This window comes from Modestobacter sp. VKM Ac-2986 (assembly GCF_026967795.1).
In the GTDB taxonomy this organism is placed as follows: Bacteria; Actinomycetota; Actinomycetes; order Mycobacteriales; family Geodermatophilaceae; genus Modestobacter.
In genome coordinates this window covers 240,730-256,410 of sequence record NZ_JAPVBH010000004.1, presented here as the reverse complement: position 1 = coordinate 256,410, position 15,681 = coordinate 240,730, and the positions used below count along the sequence as shown (strand labels likewise).

Here is a 15,681-nt window from a genome sequence, read left to right as displayed (position 1 = left end):
GGCTGCCGTGACCACGACCGACGCGGTCGTGGTGGGGGCCGACCTCGGCACCAGCGGGCTGAAGCTGGCGGCCCTGGACGACGCCGGGCTGGTGGTCGCCGAGAGCGAGGCGGCCTACGACGTCGACCGGCCGCGACCGGGCTGGGCGCAGACCGCGGTCGAGGTCTGGCTGCGCGCCCTGGACGACGCCCGGACCGCGCTGGTCCACCGGCTCGGGGGCCGTCCGGTCGCCGCGCTCGGGCTGTCCGGCCAGATGCACGGCGCGGTGCTGGTCGACGCGGCCGGTGCCGCGCTGGCGCCGGCGCTGCTGTGGCCCGACCAGCGCGCCACGGCAGAGCTGCAGCGGTGGCGGGAGCTCCCCGCCGGTGACCGGGCCGCGCTGGCCAACCCGCTGGCGGCCGGCATGACCGGGCCGCTGCTGGCCTGGCTCGCCGCGCACGAGCCCGGGCTGGTGGCCCGCGCGGCCACGGTGCTGCTGCCCAAGGACGCCGTCCGCGCCGCCCTGGTGCCCGGCGCCGACCCGGCCGTGACCGACCGCAGCGACGCCTCGGCGACCCTGCTGTGGGACGTCCCGCGCGAGCGCTGGTCGGCGGCCGCCACCGCCGCCGCCGGGGTCGACGCGGGGCTGCTTCCGGCGGTCCGGCCGGGGCACGAGGTCGTCGGCACCACCGGGCTGCTCGGCGGGGACACCCCGGTCGTCGTGGGCGGCGCCGACACCCCGCTGGCGCTGCTGGCCGCCGGCACCGGGCGCGGGGTGCAGGTCAACCTCGGGTCCGGCGCGCAGCTGCTGCGGCCCCGGGTGGCACCGGCACCGGCGGCAGACCCCGTCGTCCACTGCTTCGCCGACGCCGAGGACGGCTGGTACGCCATGGCGGCGCTGCAGAACGCCGGCACGGCGTGGTCCTGGGTGGGCGGCGTCCTGGGCCTGGACTGGGCTGGGCTGGCCGGCAGCCTCGCGGCGTCGCCGCTCGGAGCCGGCGGGGTGTCCTTCGCGCCGTTCCTCACCGGGGAGCGCGGCGGCGTGGCCGGCCCGGGGGCGCGGGGCAGCTGGACCGGGCTGTCGGCCGGCACCACCCGCGCCGACCTGGCCCGCGCGGCGCTGGAGGGCGTGGTCTGCGCGGTGGCCGCCGGACTGGACCTGCTCGGGCCGGGGGACGACGAGCTGGTCGTGCTCACCGGCGGCGGTGCCCGGGATCCCGGCGTCCAGCAGCTGCTGGCCGACGTGCTGGGCCGACCGGTGCAGCACGTGCAGGTGCGCAGCGCCTCGGCCGCCGGCGCCGCGGTGCTCGCCGCCCGCGGGGTGGGCCTCGACCTGGTGCCGCAGCGGGTCGGGGACCCGGTGGTCGAGCCCCGGGAGCAGGCCGCGGCGGCCGTCGTCCGGGAGCGGTGGGCCGCGCGGACCTGAGCTCACCGAGCGGAACGACTCGGCGGCTGTCACCGTTGACATCGACGAGCGGGGCCCGTGAGGGGCTCTCCGGAGCATGAGGGGGTGGACGCGTCGTGGCGTCGCTGTTGAACAAGGTCATCCAGTTCGCGAACAGCCCGAAGGGCCAGCAGGTCGTCCGTCAGGCGACGAGCAAGGCCCAGGAGTTCGCCAAGGACCCGAAGAACCGGGCCAAGATCGAGGACGTCCGCCGGCGTCTCCAGGGCGGCCGCGGCACCGGGTCCGGCCCGGTCCGCTGACCCGGTAGCGCTACACCGACGGCGCTCGTCCCTCCCGGGGGGCGAGCGCCGTCAGCACGTCGGGGTGCAGCACGCCGTTGCTGGCCACCGCGCTGCCACCGGCGGGTCCGGCCGTGCCGGAGAGGTCGGTGAACGCCCCGCCGGCCTCGCGCACGATGACGTCGAGGGCGGCCAGGTCCCACAGCGAGACCTCGGGCTCGCAGGCCACGTCGACGGCGCCCTCGGCCACCATCATGTAGCTCCAGAAGTCGCCGTAGGCGCGGGTGCGCCAGACCGACCGGGTGAGGTCGAGGAAGGGCTCCAGGAGGTCGCGCTCCTCCCAGCCCGACAGCGACGAGTACGACAGGCTCGCGTCGGCGAGGTCGCCCACCTCCGACACGGTGCAGCGGGTGGCGTTCTCCAGCCGGCGACCGGTCCAGGCGCCGGTGCCCGCGGCGGCCCACCAGCGCCGGTTGAGCGCGGGGGCCGAGACCAGCCCCACCACCGGGACGTCGCCCTCGAGCAGGGCGATGAGCGTGGCCCACACCGGGACGCCGCGGACGAAGTTCTTCGTCCCGTCGATCGGGTCGATGACCCAGCGACGGTCGCCGCGGCCGGTGCTGCCGAACTCCTCGCCCAGCACGGCGTCCCGGGTGCGGGCGCGGGACAGCGTGATGCGCAGCTGCTCCTCGACCCGGTGGTCGGCGTCGGTGACCGGCGTGAGGTCGGGCTTGGTGTCGACCTTGAGGTCCTGCGCACGGAACCGCTCCAGGCTGATCGCGTCGGCCTGGTCGGCCAGCACGTGCGCCAGGCGCATGTCCTCGTTGTAACCCCGCTGGCCAGCCGTCATGGACCGAACCTATCGGGCGGGGCCGCAGCGGCCCCGCCCGACGACGGCGACGAGCTGGAACGGGCTCCTCGTTCAGTCCTTGAAGACGGCCTTGCTGACGGCTGCGGGGGTGTCGTACTCCTGGTCGTCGATGCCCTTCAGGGCCTCGAGGACGTCGTCGCCACCGCCCTGGGACTCGGCGTGCTTGACCACGTCGTCCCGCTTGGCGGGGTACTCGATGCCGGACAGGGCCTTCTGGATGTCGATCGGGCTCACCATGCCCGCCGTCCTACCCCGCAGCGGGCCTGCCGACCCTCCGTGCCCGGCCCGGATACCGTCGTGTCATGGAGGCCGGGACGATCGTCGGGCTGCTGGCCGATCCGGTGCGGCTGAAGGTGGTGGCCGCCCTCGCGCTGGGCGCGACCACGATCTCCGACGTCGCCGCGGCCACCGACCTGTCGCTGAAGGACGTCGCCCTCGCCGCCCGCCGGCTCGCCCGGGCGGGACTGGTGCACCGCGACGGGCACACGCTGCTGCTGCACACCGAGCGCTTCGGCGAGGCCGCCCGGGCGGCCGCGGCCAGCGCGCCGGCCCCCGAGCCGCTGTCGGAGGACCCCGGCCAGGACGCCGTGCTGCGGGCCTTCGTCCGCGAGGGCCGGCTGGTGTCGGTCCCCGCCCAGCGGGCCAAGCGGCTGGTCGTGCTCGAGCACCTGGTGCACGTCTTCGAGCCCGGCGTCCGCTACCCCGAGCGCGAGGTCAACGCGCTGCTCGCCGCCTGGCACCCCGACGTCGCGGCGCTGCGCCGGTACCTGGTGGACGAGGGGCTGCTCAGCCGGGACGCCGGCGTCTACTGGCGCAGCGGTGGGTACGTGGCGGTCTGATGCGCCGGCAGGTGTTCGCCTTCTCCGGCGTGCTGGAGCCCCGGCCGGGCGAGCGCGGCAACCGCCCGCTGCTGGAGCACCTGCTCGCCCTCGGCGCGGCCCGCCGCGCGGAGCCCGGGCCGGTGCGGCTGTGCTACCTGCCCACGGCGGTCGGCGACGACCCGGCCGCGGTCTCGGCCTACGAGCGCGTGCTGGGCGGCCGGGAGGACGTCGTCCTCAGCGTGCTGGCGCTGTTCCCGCGGCCGAGCCTGCCCGACCTGCGGACCCACCTGCTGACCCAGGACGTCGTCCTCGTCGAGGGCGGCAGCGTGGTCAACCTGATGGCGGTGTGGCGGGCGCACGGGCTCACCACGCTGCTGCGCGAGTGCTGGGAGGCCGGCGTCGTGCTGGCCGGCCCGAGCGCGGGCAGCCTGTGCTGGCACGTGGGCGGCCCCACCGACGCGTGGTCGGAGCGGCTGGCCCCCTTCACCGAGGGCCTCGGGCTGGTCCCGCACAGCAACGCGGTGCACGACGACCTCACCGACCTGCCCCGGCGCGCGGCCTACCGGCAGATGGTGGCCGCGGGGGAGCTGCCCGGCGGCTACGCCACCGAGGACGGCGTCGGCCTGTACTACCTGGGCACCGCACTGGCCGAGACGGTCACCGCCCGCCGCGGCGCCCGCGCCTGGCGCGTCGACCCCGACGGCGAGGGCGGCTTCCTCGAACGCCCTCTGGTCCCCAGACAGCTCTGACGGCCCCCTCGCAGGGTCCCGCCGCGAGCGGAGCGAGTGGTGGGGGGCGAGACGAAGGACCCCCTCTCCCCCCACGCCTCGCCAGCTCGGCGCGGGCCCCGTCGGCCTCCCTGCAGGGGCCCGCCGCGAGCTTGCGAGTGGTGGGGGGCAGGGGGGTCCTTCTTCAGTGACCGGGGGTGAGCTGGCCGACGGCGGCGAGCAGGCGGCGGAAGCTGGCCAGGCGCTCGCGGCGGGCCGGCGGGCCGGCGGCGGCCCACGGGTCGAGGGCGCAGCCGGGGTCCTCGGGGGTGTGCCCGCACATCGGCGGGCAGTCGGTCGAGGCCTCGGCCAGGTCGTCGAAGGCGGCCAGCACGTCCCCGGCGGTGACGTGCGCCAGGCCGAAGGAGCGGATCCCGGGGGTGTCGATGAGCGTGCCGCCGCCGGGCAGGTCCAGCAGCACCGCCGAGGACGACGTGTGCCGGCCCTTGCCGATCTTGCTGACGTCGCCGGTGGCCCGGAAGGCGCCGGGCACCAGCCGGTTGAACAGGGTGGACTTGCCCACCCCGGACTGCCCGACCAGCACGCTCGTCTTGTCCCGCAGGCGCGCGACGAGGTCCTCCAGCGGGGCCTCGGGGGACATCGGCACCGCGTCGACGTCCAGGCCGGCGTAGCGGTCCAGCAGCGGCTGGGCGCTGGCCAGGTCGTTCTTGGTGAGCACCAGCAGCGGGGTGAGCCCACCGGCGTAGGCGGCGACCAGGCACCGGTCGAGGAAGCCCAGCGCGGGCTCCGGGTCGGCGATCGAGGTGACCACCACCAGCTGGTCGGCGTTGGCGACCACGATGCGCTCGGTCGGGTCGGTGTCGTCGGCGGTGCGGCGCAGCGAGGTGACCCGGTCGGCGATGGTGACGATGCGCGCCAGGCTGTCGGTGCGGCCGGAGGTGTCACCGACCAGGCGCACCCGGTCGCCGACCACCACGCCGTGCTTGCCCAGCTCCCGGGCGCGCATGGCGGTCACCTCGACCGGGGTGCCCTCGGGGCCCTGCACGCGCACGGTCATCCGGCCGCGGTCGACGGCGACCACCAGCCCGGGCACGGCCTCCTCGTGCGCCGGCCGGGTGCGGGTGCGCGGGCGGGAGCCGTGCCGGGACGCCCGGACGCGGACGTCGTCCTCGTCGGACCGGCTGTCCATCCGCCGCCCGCTCACGCGGCTGCTCCCAGCAGGGCGGCCCAGCGGTCGGTGAAGTCGGGCAGCGTCTTGGCCACCGCCCCGGGGTCGCTGACCTCGACCCCCTCGATCGCCAGCCCGAGCAGCGCCGCCGCGTGCACCATCCGGTGGTCGGCGTAGGAGTCCAGCCGGGCCGCCCGCCGCGGTCCCGGGGTGACGACCAGCCCGTCGGGCAGCTGCTCGACCCGGGCGCCGACGGCGGTGAGCACCTCGTCCAGGGCCTGCAGCCGGTCGGTCTCGTGGCCGCGCAGGTGGGCGATGCCGGTCAGCCGGGAGGGCCCGTCGGCCAGCGCGCACAGCGCGGCGAGGACCGGGGTCAGCTCACCGACCTCGCCGAGGTCGGCGTCCAGCGGTGCGATCCGCCTCCCTCCGGTCACCTGCAGGCCGAGGTCCGTGCGGACGACGTCGGCGCCCATCGCGGTGAGCAGCCGGTCCAGCTGGGCGCCGGGCTGGGTGGTGTCGGTGGGCCAGTCGCGCACGGTGACCCGGCCGCCGGTGACCAGCGCCGCGCCGAGGAACGGGGCGGCGTTGGACAGGTCGGGCTCGACCACCCGGTCCAGCGGTGCGATCGGTCCGGGGGCGACCCGCCAGCCGCCGTCGGTGGCGGTGACCTGCACCCCGTGCTCGGCCAGCGTGCGCACGGTCATCTGCACATGGGGGAGCGAGGGCAGGCTGCCGGCGACGGTGAGGTCGACGCCCTCGTCGTAGCGGGCGGCGGCCAGCAGCAGGCCGGAGACCACCTGGCTGGAGTCGCTGGCGTCGACCGTGACCGGGCCGCCGCGCACCGCCCCGGTGCCGTGCACGGTGAACGGCGCCCGGCCGCGGCCGTCGTCGTCGATGCGGACGCCGAGGTCGCGCAGGCCGGTGATCAGCCCGGCGTTCGGCCGGTCCCGCAGCCGTGGGTCGCCGTCCAGCCGGACCGGGCCGGTCGCCAGCGCGGCCACCGGGGGCAGGAAGCGCAGCACGGTGCCGGCCAGCCCGGCGTCGACCTCGGCCGGGCCGCGCAGCTCACCGGGGGTGACCAGCCAGTCCTCGCCGTCCTCGGCGACCCCGACACCGAGCGCGCGGAGGCCGGCGGCCATCAGGTCGGTGTCGCGGGCCCGCAGCGGGCGGAGCAGCCGGCTCGGCCCGGCGGCGACCGCGGCCAGCACCAGGGCGCGGGCGGTGAGCGACTTGGAGCCGGGCAGGGCGACGACCGCGTCCACCGGGGTGCGGCGCGACGGGGGTGCCCAGACCTCGACCATGACGGTCATCCTGCCCTGCCCGGCTCGCCGAGGAGCGCGGCGACCACGGCGGCCACCCGCCGCTGCCGGGTGGCCTCGGCCTTCGCGCCCTCGACCGCCAGCACGTGCCGGCGCTGGGCGCTGTAGGACAGTGCGGTGAAGCGGGCCCGGGCGGCCGGCTCGGCGTCCAGGGCCGCGGCGAGGTCGGCGGGCACCTCGACCGCCCGCGGGGCCTCGTCGAGCTCGACGTCGACCTCGACGGGGTCGCCGGCCGCCAGCCCCGCCGCCGTCCGGTTCTCGGCGCTCAGCGGCAGGAGGAACCTCCCGCCCATCGAGGCGATCGTGCTCCGGTAGGTGTGTCCGCCCACGGTCACCGTGACCGCTGGCCTCCTCCCGGCGCCGAGCGCCTCGACGACCTCGGCGGGGACGGCCATGCCGGTGGCGGTCTTCCCGCCCAGCTCGACGGTCGTGGAGAACCTCATGGCCGCAGAGGATGGCACCTCCCCGGCGTCCCCGGCAGCGCCCGGACCGCTCCCGTCGGTGCCCGCACCTACGCTCGCAGCGGGCCACCTGCACCGGGGCGGTCCGGGGAGGAGCCGTCATGTGTGGTCGGTACGCCGCCAGCCGCCGTCCGGAGGACCTGGTGGTCGAGTTCGAGGCGGTCGCCGCCGAGGGGCAGGCGCCGCTGCCGGCCGACCACAACGTGGCGCCCACCAAGAGCGTGTACGTGGTCCGGCACGCGCGGGAGCGGGACGCCGAGGGGGCGCTCACCGGCGGTGGGCACCGCGAGCTGCGGGTCGTGCGCTGGGGCCTGGTGCCCTCCTGGGCCAAGGACGCCTCGATCGGCAACCGGATGCTCAACGCCCGGGTCGAGTCGCTGACCGAGAAGCCCGCCTTCCGCACCGCCGCGGCCAGCCGCCGCTGCCTGGTCCCGGCCGACGGCTGGTACGAGTGGGCGCCCCGGCAGGACGCCCCGGGCAAGCAGCCGTACTTCGTGACGCCGCAGGACGGCAGCGGACTGGCCTTCGCCGGCCTCTGGGAGGTCTGGGGCCGCGGGGAGGACCGGTTGTACACCTGCACCGTGGTGACCGCCCCCGCCGTGGGCGCGCTGGCCGAGGTGCACCCGCGGATGCCGCTGGTGCTGCCCCGCGACCGGTGGGCGGACTGGCTCGACCCCGCCCGGCAGGACGTCACGGAGGTGGCGGCACCGACGCCACCGGAGTACGTCGAACGGCTGGAGATCCGGCCGGTGGGTGCCGCCGTGGGCAACGTGGCGAACAACGGGCCGCAGCTCACCGCCCGCCAGGAGCAGGTCAGCGAGCCGGCCGACCAGCCGGCTCTCTTCTGACCGTGGCGAGCACGACACCGCCGGACGCGCCCACTGCCTCCCGGGCGCTGCCGGACTGGATCGCCGCCGTGGTCACCTTCCTGTCCTCGGGCGCGGTGCTGGTGCTCGAGGTGGTGGGGCTGCGGCTGATCGCCCCCTACGTCGGCATCACCCTGCAGACCAACACCGCGATCATCGGGTTCGCGCTGGCCGCCATCGCGATCGGCGCCTGGGCCGGCGGTGCCGCGGCCGACCGCACCGACCCGCGCCGGCTGATCGCCCCGCTGCTGGTCGCCGGTGGCGCGCTGGTGGTCGCGGTCCTGCCGCTGGTGCGGTTCGCCGGCGAGCTGCTCACCGGCGCCGCGGCGGGCAACGTCCTGCTGCTGGCCGCGGTCGCGGTCGTCGTCCCGGCGGCGCTGCTGTCGGCCGTGCCGCCGATGGTGGTGGCCCTGCAGCTGGGCAGCCTCGCCGAGACCGGGTCGGTGGTCGGCCGGCTGTCGGGCATCGGCACCCTCGGCGGCATCGTGGCCACGTTCGCGACCGGCTTCCTGCTGGTCGCGGTGCTGCCCAGCAGCGTGATCCTGGTCGGCACCGGGATCCTGGTGGTGCTGGTCGGGCTGGCCCTGGCGGTGCTGCTGCGCCGCAGCGCGCCCGGGGTCACCGCGCGGCTGCCGGTCGGCCTGCTCGTGCTGGCGGTGGCCATGCCGCTGCTGGCCGCGGTCGCCCCGACCCCGTGCGAGCGGGAGACCTCCTACCACTGCGCGCGGGTGGTGGCCGACCCCGAGCGCGACAGCGGCCGGGTGCTGGTGCTGGACACCCTCCGTCACTCCTACGTCGACCTCGCCGACCCGACGTACCTGGAGTTCGAGTACGTCCAGGCCATCGCCTCGGTCACCGACGCGACGGCTCCAGCGGGCGCCCCGCTGTCGGCGCTGCACGTCGGTGGCGGCGGCGCGACGCTGCCGCGGTACCTGGCCGAGGTGCGGCCGGGCACGGTCAGCCGGGTGCTGGAGGTCGACCCCGGGGTCGTCGAGGTCGACGAGCAGGAGCTGGGGCTGCGCACCTCACCCGAGCTGGAGGTGTCGGTCGGTGACGCCCGGGTGGCGTTGGGGTCCGAGCCGGCCGGGGCGCGCGACCTGGTGGTGGGCGATGCCTTCGGTGGCCTCTCGGTGCCGTGGCAGCTGACCACCTCCGAGGCGCTGGAGCTGGTCGACCGGACGCTCGCCGACGACGGCGTCTACGCGGTCAACCTCATCGACCACCCGCCGCTGGACTTCGTGCGCGCCGAGCTCGCCACCCTGCGGTCGGTGTTCCCCGAGGTGCTGCTGCTGGCGCGGGCACCGGTGCTGGCCGGGGAGGACGGCGGCAACGTCGTCGCCGTGGCGTCCCGGCGCCCGCTGCCCGCCGACTCGATCGCCGCGGCGATGGCTGACCGCGGGCTGGCCTGGCAGGTCGCTGCGGGGGAGGAGCTGACCGCGTTCGTCGGGGACGCCGGCGTCCTCACCGACGACTTCGCCCCGGTCGACCAGCTGCTCACCCCCTACGCCAGCGCTGCGGGCTGACCGGGGGCCTGCGTCGCCTGCCCGACTCCCTGACACCGCCAGGACGGGGCAGCTGCGTCCCGCGGTGGTTCAGCGGGCGATCGGGGCGGTGCGGGCGCGGGTGAGCCGGACCAGGTCGGCCGGGGCCAGCTCCACCTGCAGGCCGCGGCGGCCGGCGCTGACCAGCACGGTCTCCAGCGCCAGCGCGCTGTCGTCGACCACGGTGGGCAGCGCCTTGCGCTGTCCCAACGGGCTGATCCCGCCGCGCACGTAGCCGGTGGCCCGCTCGGCGTCGGCGGGCTCGGCCATCGCCGCCTTCCGCCCGCCCGCCGCGGCGGCGAACGCCTTGAGGTCCAGCGACCCGCTCACCGGCACGACGGCGACGGTGAGCGCGCCGTCGACCCGGGTCACCAGGGTCTTGAACACCCGCGCCGGGTCGACGCCCAGCGCTGCGGCGGCCACCTCCCCGTAGCCGTGCCCGTCGGCGCCGTCGGCCGGGTCGTACTCGTGCACGGAGCAGGTCACCCCGGCCTTCTCCAACGCCCGTACCGCAGGTGTCGCCGCCACGGCGCAGCAGCCTAGGACCCCGGCCGGGGCGGGTGGGACACGAACCGGCCGGATCGGGGAATCGACCCCGGGCAGGTGCCGTTGCACCGACCGTGAGCAGCACAGTCCCGGGCGCACCGGCGCGCACAGCGCGCGGGTCGGCACCCGTCCGCCGTCCCCCCGGCCGACCCGGCCGCACCCGGCTAGGATCGACCGACGTGGTCGTCCGTTCCCGGGCGCCGCAGAGAGGACGGTCGGTGCCTGACGAGCCCGCAGTCGACAGCCCCGCCACCACGGCGGCGCTGACCGAGCAGACCCCCGAGCCGACGCCCGAGGCGCGCGCGGACGGCAGCCGCAGCGAGCTCGCCGAGACCCGCGCCCAGCGCGACGCCCGGTTCGAGCGCGACGCGCTGCCCTACCTGGACCAGCTCTACCCGGCGGCGCTGCGGATGACCCGCAACCCCTCCGACGCCGAGGACCTGGTGCAGGAGACGTTCGTCAAGGCCTACTCCGCGTTCCACCAGTTCGCCGAGGGCACGAACCTCAAGGCCTGGCTGTACCGGATCCTGACGAACACCTACATCAACAGCTACCGCAAGAAGCAGCGCCAGCCGCAGCAGTACCCCACCGAGCAGGTGCAGGACTGGCAGCTGTACGCCGCGGAGGAGCACACCTCCAGCGGGCTGCGGTCGGCGGAGATCGAGGCGCTGGACCACCTGCCCGACTCCGACATCAAGGAGGCCCTCCAGCAGCTGCCGGAGGACTTCCGCCTGGCGGTCTACCTCGCCGACGTCGAGGGGTTCGCCTACAAGGAGATCGCCGAGATCATGGGCACGCCCATCGGCACGGTGATGTCCCGCCTGCACCGCGGTCGTCGCGGTCTGCAGAAGCTGCTGGCCGACTACGCCCGGGAGCGCGGCTTCGTCCGTGCCGGGGCTGCGGAAGAGGCGACGCACTGATGGGCAACGACGCTCACGACCTGCACGCGGACGGCGAGATCACCTCGTGTGACGACGTCCTGTCCCACGTCTTCGAGTTCCTGGACAACGAGACCCAGCCCGAGCGCCGGGCGGTCATCGCCGAGCACCTCGAGGACTGCTCGCCGTGCCTGCGGCAGTTCGGCATCGAGCAGGAGTTCAAGGCGCTGGTGCGGCGTCGCTGCGGCGGCGACCCGACGCCGGTGGGCCTGCGCGACCGGATCAAGGTCCAGCTGACCACCGTCTCCGTCGACGAGGACGGCACCCAGGTGCGGGTCGAGCAGACCAGCATCGAGACCTTCACGATCCCGGCGGAGCACCCGACCGCCTGAGCCGAGCACACCTGAGCCCCCCTGCTCCACCGCCGATGGCGGGTCGGTGCAGGGGGGCTCGTGCGTTCAGGCGTTGGGGCGCTTGCCGTGGTTGGCGCCGCTCTTCTTGCGGGCGCGCCGCTTGCGTCCACGCTTGGACATCGCTGCCCTCCTCTCCTCAGTCGCCCGCGGACCCTCCGGCCCGGGAGCTGATCGACGGCCGCTGGAGGCGCTCGCGCGCCCCGGCAACGGCCCGGTTGACCTGCCAAGGGTCTCACGGGTGGGTCGGTCGCCCGGCGGTGGTGCGCCGGGGCCGGTGCCCCCGCTGCCCGTGCCGCCGCGCCCCCGTCCGGGCGGCTGGGGGAGGATGACGGGCGTCGGTGGGGAAGAGGGGGACGACGTGGTCCAGGCAGTCGAGAGCGTGCTGGTGGCCGGCCGGGGGCCGATGGCCTGTGCGGTGATCCGCGCCTGTGGGCGGCTGGGTGTGAAGGCCGTGGCCGTCTACTCCGAGCCCGAGCGGGACGCCCGGCACGTGCGGCTGGCCGACGAGTCGGTCCTGCTGGGGCCCGCGCCGGCCACCGAGTCCTACCTCGACGTCCGCCGGCTGGTCGAGGCCGCCCGGCGCACCCGCGTGGACGCCGTCCTGCCGGTGCCGCCCGCGCTGGCCGGCAGTGCCCGCCTGGCGGCCGCGGTGGCCGACGCCGGGCTCACCTGGGTCGGCCCGCCCGCCGACGTCCTGGAGCGGCTCGGTGGGGACGGCGTGGAGCCGGCCAGCGAGCGCGGGTTCCTCGCCTGGGTGACCGCCGCCGGGCTGCACCACGTCACCCCGGTGCTGCGGGACCGCGCCGGCGGCACCCCGCGGGTCTCCTGGACCCCCACCGACGGGCTCGGGCCGCTGCCGGCGGCCGCCCGGCGGCTGCCCGAGATCGGCTGGCGCGGGCTGGTCACCGTGGGCATCGACCCCGACGGCGAGCTGGCCGAGGTCGCGGCCGGCTTCTCCCTGGACATGGCGGTGCTGGAGCGCGCCCACGGCGTCGACGCCGTGGAGCTGGCGCTGCGCAGCGCCTCCGGCCGGCCCGGTGAGCCGACGGTCCTGCCGGGCACCCCGCGGGCCGCCGTCGCCGTGCAGCTGCGGTCCACCCTCCCGCCCGGCACGGCCGGGCGGGTCACCGGGCGGCTGCCCGACATCCGCGCCCGCGTCGGACGCCGTCCGCTGCTGGGCCCCGAGGTCGTCGCCGACAGCGGCTACGAGCCCGGTGACCGGCTCGACGGCTGGTACGACGCCCTGCTGGCCACCGTGAGCGCCGCGGGACCGAGTCCCGCCCGGGCGGCGAGCGCGGCCACCGACGTGCTCACCGGCCTGCCGGAGACCGGCGTCCCGCACGACGGGGCAGCGGTCTGCGGTGTCCTGCACCGGATCGCCGGTGCGCTCGTGCCCGACGGCTGCTGACGGCCGCCCCGCGCGGGGCCGGACGTGTCCGGTGCGGGGTGCGTGCTTTCATGTGCACTCCGCCGGCCCCGGCGGGTCGAGGCGCGGAGGAGGCAACCGGTGGCGGTCGAGGAGATCCACGCCGAGATGGTCTCCAGCGTGGTGACGGTGCTCGTGGCTCCCGGCACCGAGGTCGCCGCAGGCGACACGCTGGTGATCCTCGAGTCGATGAAGATGGAGATCCCGGTGCTCACCGAGCGGGCCGGCACCATCGCGGAGCTGCACGTCACCGAGGGCGAGGTCCTCCAGGAGGGCGACCTCATCGCCACCGTCCAGCACTGAGGAAGGACCCCGTTCCCCTCACCCCTCGCAGGCTCGGGGTGAGCCTCCGAACGGGGCCTGACTGCAGCAGGACAACGGGAACTTCCGACTAGAGCGCCAGGGCGTAGACGCGGAGGTCGACACCGGGGCGCGGGGCCCAGTCCCGCTCCGGGAGCCGCTGGAAGCCCAGCCGCTCGTACAGCCGGTGCGCGGCGGTCATCCGCTCCCCGGTCGACAGCACCATCCACGCCAGGCCCGCGGCGCGGGCACGGTCCAGGCAGGTGCGCACCAGCGCCTCACCCACACCCCGGCCCCGCACGTCGGCGTCCACGGCCAGCATCCGGAACGCCGCCTCGTCCGGCGACCGGGTGACCTCGCCGAAGTCCCCGGCCAGCACCAGCGCCACGCTGCCCACGATCCGCCCGGTCGCGTCCCGGGCGACCAGCAGCTCCGCGCGGTCGGCCCGGCCGGCCACGTCGGCGAGCTGGGGCACGTACTCGGGGGAGACCAGGTCCTCGCCCTCGTAGACGCCCACGGTGAGCTCGGCGATGCGCGGGAAGTCCGCCGGGACGGCGTGGTCGATCGTCAACACCAGCGCAGGGTAGGAGCCGTTCCCGGCCTCGTCGCAGGGGCCCGCCCGATCCTGCGAGGGGAGGAGGGCGAGGAAGTCCCTCCCGTAGGCTCTCCGGCACCATGAGCAGCCTGTCGGAACGTCTCACCCGCGGGTCGGCGAGCCCGTCGCAGGTCGACCACGCGCGCCGGCTGGTGGCCGACTGGCAGCTGCTGGCCGACCTGGCCTTCGCCGACCTCACGCTCTGGGTGCCGCTGGCCAGCGGCGCCTGGTGGTGCGTGGCCCAGGTGCGGCCGCTGACGGCGCCCACCAGCCAGCCGGAGGACCTCATCGGCAGCGAGGTCACCGGCCCCGTGGCCGAGTCGCTGCTGCTGGCCCAGCGCGAGGGCCGGCCGATCACCGAGGGCGACCCCGACTGGTCGGGCACCTTCCCCCGGCGGCGTGAGGTCATCCCGGTCCGGCACGACGGTGCGGTGGTCGCGGTCCTGGCCAAGGACACCAACCTGGCCGCGACCCGGTCGCCGTCGGCGCTCGAGCTCACCTACCTCGACATCGCCGCCGACCTGTCGCTGATGGTCGCCGCCGGCACGTTCCCGCCACGCATGCTCGAGGACGCGGAGATGAGCCCGCGGGTGGGCGACGGGCTGGTCCGGCTCGACGCCGCGGGGACGGTCGTCTACGCCAGCCCCAACGCGCTGTCGGCCTACCGCCGGATGGGGGTCACCGGCGACGTCGTGGGCTCCGGCCTCGGTGAGGTGACCCGGGCGGTGTCGGCTGAGCAGGTGGCGGGGGAGGCGGTGGCGGCCAGCATCGCCGCCGCGGTCGCCGGGCGCTTCCCCGACCCGATGGACGTCGAGAACGACGCCGCCACGATGCTGGTCCGCGCGCTGCCGCTGCAGGCCCCCGGTGGCGAGGCCGGTGCGCTGGTGCTGGTGCGCGACGTGACCGACGTGCGCCGGCGCGACCGGGCGCTGATGACCAAGGACGCCACCATCCGGGAGATCCACCACCGGGTGAAGAACAACCTGCAGACGGTCGCGGCGCTGCTGCGGCTGCAGGCCCGCCGGATGACCGAGCCCGCCGCCCGGGCCGCGCTGGAGGAGTCGGTGCGCCGGGTGGCCTCGATCGCCGTCGTGCACGAGACGCTGGCCGGCAGCCGCGAGGACGTCGTGGACGTCGACGACGTGCTGGACCAGGTGCTGCCGATGCTCGGCGACGTGACGGCGGTCGGCCGCCCGGCCCGGTTCACCCGCAGCGGCGCGTTCGGCGAGCTGTCGGCGGCGGTGGCGACCCCGCTGGTGATGGCGGTGACCGAGCTGTTGCAGAACGCCGCCCTGCACGCCTTCCCCGAGGGGGAGCCGGGCACGATCCTGCTGGGCGCCGAGCGGGACGGCGACGACCTGGTCGTCCGGGTGCACGACGACGGCCGGGGGCTGCCCGCGGGCTTCGACCCGGCCGCCAGCACGGGCCTGGGCCTGCAGATCGTGCGGACGCTGGTCACCAGCGAGCTGCACGGCTCGCTGGAGATGGGCCCACCGGCCAGCGGACCGGGCACCGAGGCCGTCCTCACCCTCCCCGGCGCCGGACGACCCCGCCACTGACGCAGCAAGGGCCGCACCCCGAGGGGTGCGGCCCTTGCTGTCGGTCCCTTCCCGGCCCCGCCACGCGCGGAGCGTGTGGCGGGGAGGAGGGGGTCCTTCGTCAGGCGGTGCGGACGCGGGTGCGGGCGGTGCGGCGCTTGAGGGCGCGGCGCTCGTCCTCGGAGAGGCCGCCCCAGACGCCGGAGTCCTGTCCGGAGGTGAGCGCCCACTCGAGGCACGACTCGACGACCGGGCAGCGACGGCACACCGCCTTGGCCTGCTCGATCTGAACGACCGCAGGGCCCGTCGTCCCGATCGGGAAGAAGAGCTCCGGGTCCTCGTCCCGGCAGAGCGCGCGGTGGCGCCAGTCCATGGCGGTGTACTCCTCGGTATCGTCGGGTGTCGGTCGCCGGTCCACAGACCGCCCCCGCAGGTCAGCGCACCGGGATCTCGGTGCGTTGAACGGCGACCGCCCGCCTCGTTACGGGCAGGTTGCTTGTGTGTGATGCTTTCACGCGACGACGCACTGTCAAGCAGTTGACGGCGTT

Annotated in this window: 20 protein-coding genes; 11 read left to right on the top strand and 9 right to left on the bottom strand. The window is 76.0% G+C overall.

From position 1 onward, the window contains the following. Positions 1–7: 7 nt before the first annotated feature. On the top strand, positions 8–1,405 hold the full coding sequence (locus O2W14_RS12360; protein WP_269176395.1) for an FGGY family carbohydrate kinase: 1,398 nt from the start codon (positions 8–10) through the stop codon (positions 1,403–1,405). Between the two features lie 95 nt (positions 1,406–1,500). After that, complete coding sequence (locus O2W14_RS12355; protein ID WP_269176394.1) at positions 1,501–1,683, top strand: hypothetical protein; 183 nt, start codon at positions 1,501–1,503, stop codon at positions 1,681–1,683. Between the two features lie 10 nt (positions 1,684–1,693). On the opposite strand, the gene hisN is transcribed toward O2W14_RS12355, so the two are convergent. Next, the gene (gene hisN / locus O2W14_RS12350; protein ID WP_269176393.1) at positions 1,694–2,512 is read right to left on the bottom strand and encodes a histidinol-phosphatase; all 819 of its coding nucleotides are present in this window, start codon (positions 2,510–2,512) and stop codon (positions 1,694–1,696) included. Between the two features lie 72 nt (positions 2,513–2,584). Continuing rightward, a complete protein-coding gene (locus tag O2W14_RS12345; RefSeq protein WP_269176392.1) occupies positions 2,585–2,770 on the bottom strand; it encodes a DUF2795 domain-containing protein in 186 nt (61 codons plus the stop codon). 65 nt (positions 2,771–2,835) lie between these two features. On the opposite strand from O2W14_RS12345, the gene O2W14_RS12340 reads away from it, so the two are divergent. Together O2W14_RS12340 and O2W14_RS12335 are read left to right on the top strand one after the other, a co-directional pair. Beyond that, positions 2,836–3,372: a DUF2087 domain-containing protein gene (locus tag O2W14_RS12340; protein WP_269176391.1), complete on the top strand. Its 537-nt coding sequence runs from the start codon at positions 2,836–2,838 to the stop codon at positions 3,370–3,372. Continuing rightward, positions 3,372–4,103 (top strand): peptidase E, encoded by a 732-nt coding sequence (locus O2W14_RS12335; RefSeq protein WP_269176390.1) that lies wholly within the window; start codon positions 3,372–3,374, stop codon positions 4,101–4,103. Before O2W14_RS12340 ends, O2W14_RS12335 begins: the two co-directional genes overlap by 1 nt. A gap of 163 nt (positions 4,104–4,266) precedes the next feature. Here the strand turns inward: O2W14_RS12335 and rsgA are convergent, their stop codons facing one another. Genes rsgA through O2W14_RS12320 form a run of 3 tightly spaced genes read right to left on the bottom strand, consistent with a single transcriptional unit; the run spans position 4,267 to position 7,012 of the window. After that, complete coding sequence (gene rsgA, locus O2W14_RS12330; RefSeq protein WP_269176389.1) at positions 4,267–5,286, bottom strand: ribosome small subunit-dependent GTPase A; 1,020 nt, start codon at positions 5,284–5,286, stop codon at positions 4,267–4,269. Then, positions 5,283–6,551, bottom strand: coding sequence for a 3-phosphoshikimate 1-carboxyvinyltransferase (gene aroA / locus O2W14_RS12325; RefSeq protein ID WP_269176388.1), 1,269 nt, complete (start codon positions 6,549–6,551; stop codon positions 5,283–5,285). Before aroA ends, rsgA begins: the two co-directional genes overlap by 4 nt. A 5-nt stretch (positions 6,552–6,556) precedes the next feature. Next, complete coding sequence (locus O2W14_RS12320; protein WP_269176387.1) at positions 6,557–7,012, bottom strand: YdeI/OmpD-associated family protein; 456 nt, start codon at positions 7,010–7,012, stop codon at positions 6,557–6,559. Between the two features lie 119 nt (positions 7,013–7,131). On the opposite strand from O2W14_RS12320, the gene O2W14_RS12315 reads away from it, so the two are divergent. Both O2W14_RS12315 and O2W14_RS12310 read left to right on the top strand, forming a co-directional pair. Then, the gene (locus O2W14_RS12315; RefSeq protein ID WP_269176386.1) at positions 7,132–7,878 is read left to right on the top strand and encodes an SOS response-associated peptidase; all 747 of its coding nucleotides are present in this window, start codon (positions 7,132–7,134) and stop codon (positions 7,876–7,878) included. Between the two features lie 2 nt (positions 7,879–7,880). Continuing rightward, positions 7,881–9,419, top strand: a complete 1,539-nt coding sequence (locus O2W14_RS12310; RefSeq protein WP_269176385.1) for a fused MFS/spermidine synthase — start codon at positions 7,881–7,883, stop codon at positions 9,417–9,419. 69 nt (positions 9,420–9,488) lie between these two features. On the opposite strand, the gene ybaK is transcribed toward O2W14_RS12310, so the two are convergent. Further along, a complete protein-coding gene (gene ybaK, locus O2W14_RS12305; protein WP_269176384.1) occupies positions 9,489–9,965 on the bottom strand; it encodes a Cys-tRNA(Pro) deacylase in 477 nt (158 codons plus the stop codon). A gap of 236 nt (positions 9,966–10,201) precedes the next feature. Here ybaK and O2W14_RS12300 point away from each other — a divergent pair, with 236 nt between their 5' ends. Together O2W14_RS12300 and rsrA are read left to right on the top strand one after the other, a co-directional pair. Continuing rightward, a complete protein-coding gene (locus tag O2W14_RS12300; RefSeq protein ID WP_269176383.1) occupies positions 10,202–10,903 on the top strand; it encodes a sigma-70 family RNA polymerase sigma factor in 702 nt (233 codons plus the stop codon). After that, positions 10,903–11,253, top strand: a complete 351-nt coding sequence (rsrA, locus tag O2W14_RS12295; RefSeq protein WP_269176382.1) for a mycothiol system anti-sigma-R factor — start codon at positions 10,903–10,905, stop codon at positions 11,251–11,253. The genes O2W14_RS12300 and rsrA overlap by 1 nt, the downstream gene beginning before the upstream one ends. Before the next feature lie 66 nt (positions 11,254–11,319). Here the strand turns inward: rsrA and O2W14_RS20005 are convergent, their stop codons facing one another. Next, on the bottom strand, positions 11,320–11,394 hold the full coding sequence (locus O2W14_RS20005) for a 50S ribosomal protein bL37 (protein ID WP_014742531.1): 75 nt from the start codon (positions 11,392–11,394) through the stop codon (positions 11,320–11,322). 238 nt (positions 11,395–11,632) lie between these two features. Between O2W14_RS20005 and O2W14_RS12290 the strand changes: the two genes are divergently transcribed. Together O2W14_RS12290 and O2W14_RS12285 are read left to right on the top strand one after the other, a co-directional pair. Continuing rightward, positions 11,633–12,682: a biotin carboxylase N-terminal domain-containing protein gene (locus O2W14_RS12290; RefSeq protein WP_269176381.1), complete on the top strand. Its 1,050-nt coding sequence runs from the start codon at positions 11,633–11,635 to the stop codon at positions 12,680–12,682. A 99-nt stretch (positions 12,683–12,781) separates the two neighbouring features. Beyond that, complete coding sequence (locus tag O2W14_RS12285; protein WP_269176380.1) at positions 12,782–13,003, top strand: biotin/lipoyl-binding carrier protein; 222 nt, start codon at positions 12,782–12,784, stop codon at positions 13,001–13,003. A gap of 88 nt (positions 13,004–13,091) precedes the next feature. Here O2W14_RS12285 and O2W14_RS12280 read toward each other — a convergent pair whose 3' ends face one another. Beyond that, the gene (locus O2W14_RS12280; RefSeq protein WP_269176379.1) at positions 13,092–13,574 is read right to left on the bottom strand and encodes a GNAT family N-acetyltransferase; all 483 of its coding nucleotides are present in this window, start codon (positions 13,572–13,574) and stop codon (positions 13,092–13,094) included. Positions 13,575–13,675: 101 nt separating this feature from the next. On the opposite strand from O2W14_RS12280, the gene O2W14_RS12275 reads away from it, so the two are divergent. Then, positions 13,676–15,154 (top strand): sensor histidine kinase, encoded by a 1,479-nt coding sequence (locus tag O2W14_RS12275; protein ID WP_269176378.1) that lies wholly within the window; start codon positions 13,676–13,678, stop codon positions 15,152–15,154. A 100-nt stretch (positions 15,155–15,254) separates the two neighbouring features. Here O2W14_RS12275 and O2W14_RS12270 read toward each other — a convergent pair whose 3' ends face one another. After that, positions 15,255–15,506, bottom strand: coding sequence for a WhiB family transcriptional regulator (locus O2W14_RS12270; RefSeq protein ID WP_163612279.1), 252 nt, complete (start codon positions 15,504–15,506; stop codon positions 15,255–15,257). Between the last annotated feature and the right edge of the window lie 175 nt (positions 15,507–15,681).

Bases quoted from the DNA above. Each gene is read 5' to 3' on its own strand.
- O2W14_RS12275 (WP_269176378.1), top strand. From the start codon at position 13,676: ATGAGCAGCCTGTCGGAACGTCTCACCCGCGGGTCGGCGAGCCCGTCG.
- O2W14_RS12315 (WP_269176386.1), top strand. From the start codon at position 7,132: ATGTGTGGTCGGTACGCCGCCAGCCGCCGTCCGGAGGACCTGGTGGTC.
- O2W14_RS12320 (WP_269176387.1), bottom strand. From the start codon at position 7,012: ATGAGGTTCTCCACGACCGTCGAGCTGGGCGGGAAGACCGCCACCGGC.
- O2W14_RS12335 (WP_269176390.1), top strand. From the start codon at position 3,372: ATGCGCCGGCAGGTGTTCGCCTTCTCCGGCGTGCTGGAGCCCCGGCCG.
- O2W14_RS12345 (WP_269176392.1), bottom strand. From the start codon at position 2,770: ATGGTGAGCCCGATCGACATCCAGAAGGCCCTGTCCGGCATCGAGTAC.
- hisN (WP_269176393.1), bottom strand. From the start codon at position 2,512: ATGACGGCTGGCCAGCGGGGTTACAACGAGGACATGCGCCTGGCGCAC.
- rsrA (WP_269176382.1), top strand. From the start codon at position 10,903: ATGGGCAACGACGCTCACGACCTGCACGCGGACGGCGAGATCACCTCG.
- O2W14_RS12270 (WP_163612279.1), bottom strand. From the start codon at position 15,506: ATGGACTGGCGCCACCGCGCGCTCTGCCGGGACGAGGACCCGGAGCTC.
- O2W14_RS12340 (WP_269176391.1), top strand. From the start codon at position 2,836: ATGGAGGCCGGGACGATCGTCGGGCTGCTGGCCGATCCGGTGCGGCTG.
- aroA (WP_269176388.1), bottom strand. From the start codon at position 6,551: ATGGTCGAGGTCTGGGCACCCCCGTCGCGCCGCACCCCGGTGGACGCG.